At 67.4% G+C, this 386-nt stretch carries 1 protein-coding gene; it reads right to left on the reverse strand.

The features are described 5' to 3' along the window. Positions 1–386 (reverse strand): hypothetical protein (locus GO615_RS28470; RefSeq protein ID WP_211167456.1); only part of this gene is annotated, 386 nt, incomplete at both ends.

Consider the following 386-nt stretch of genomic DNA (forward strand, 5'->3'; position numbering starts at 1 on the left):
GTCCTTGAGCGTCTGAACGTTGCGATCCCTGAGCTCCTTTTGCGTGACGACCGAGAGCGACTGAGGCGTCTCGATCAGCGCCGTGCTGGTCTTGGTGCCGGCCGTGCTGCCGGTTGCGACGTAACCGGTCGTCGTACCGATCGCGCCGGCGGCAGCTTGCGAGCGCGAAGCCTGGCTCGGCGCAGGCGCCGCGGCAATGCCGCGTCGATTCACAGCGGCCGCGCGCGAAGCCCTGGTGTTCTGCGTCGAAGCGGCGGCACTGCGCTTTCTTGCAGCGCCGGGTTGCTCCACCGTCACCGGCGGAAGCACGCTGACATCGTTTTGCGGAGGACTGGTTTGCGCCTGAGCGCTGGCGATGTCTGCGCACACCGGCACAAGCATCACCG

It is taken from the genome of Aromatoleum evansii, assembly GCF_012910805.1.
Lineage (GTDB): Bacteria > Pseudomonadota > Gammaproteobacteria > Burkholderiales > Rhodocyclaceae > Aromatoleum > Aromatoleum evansii.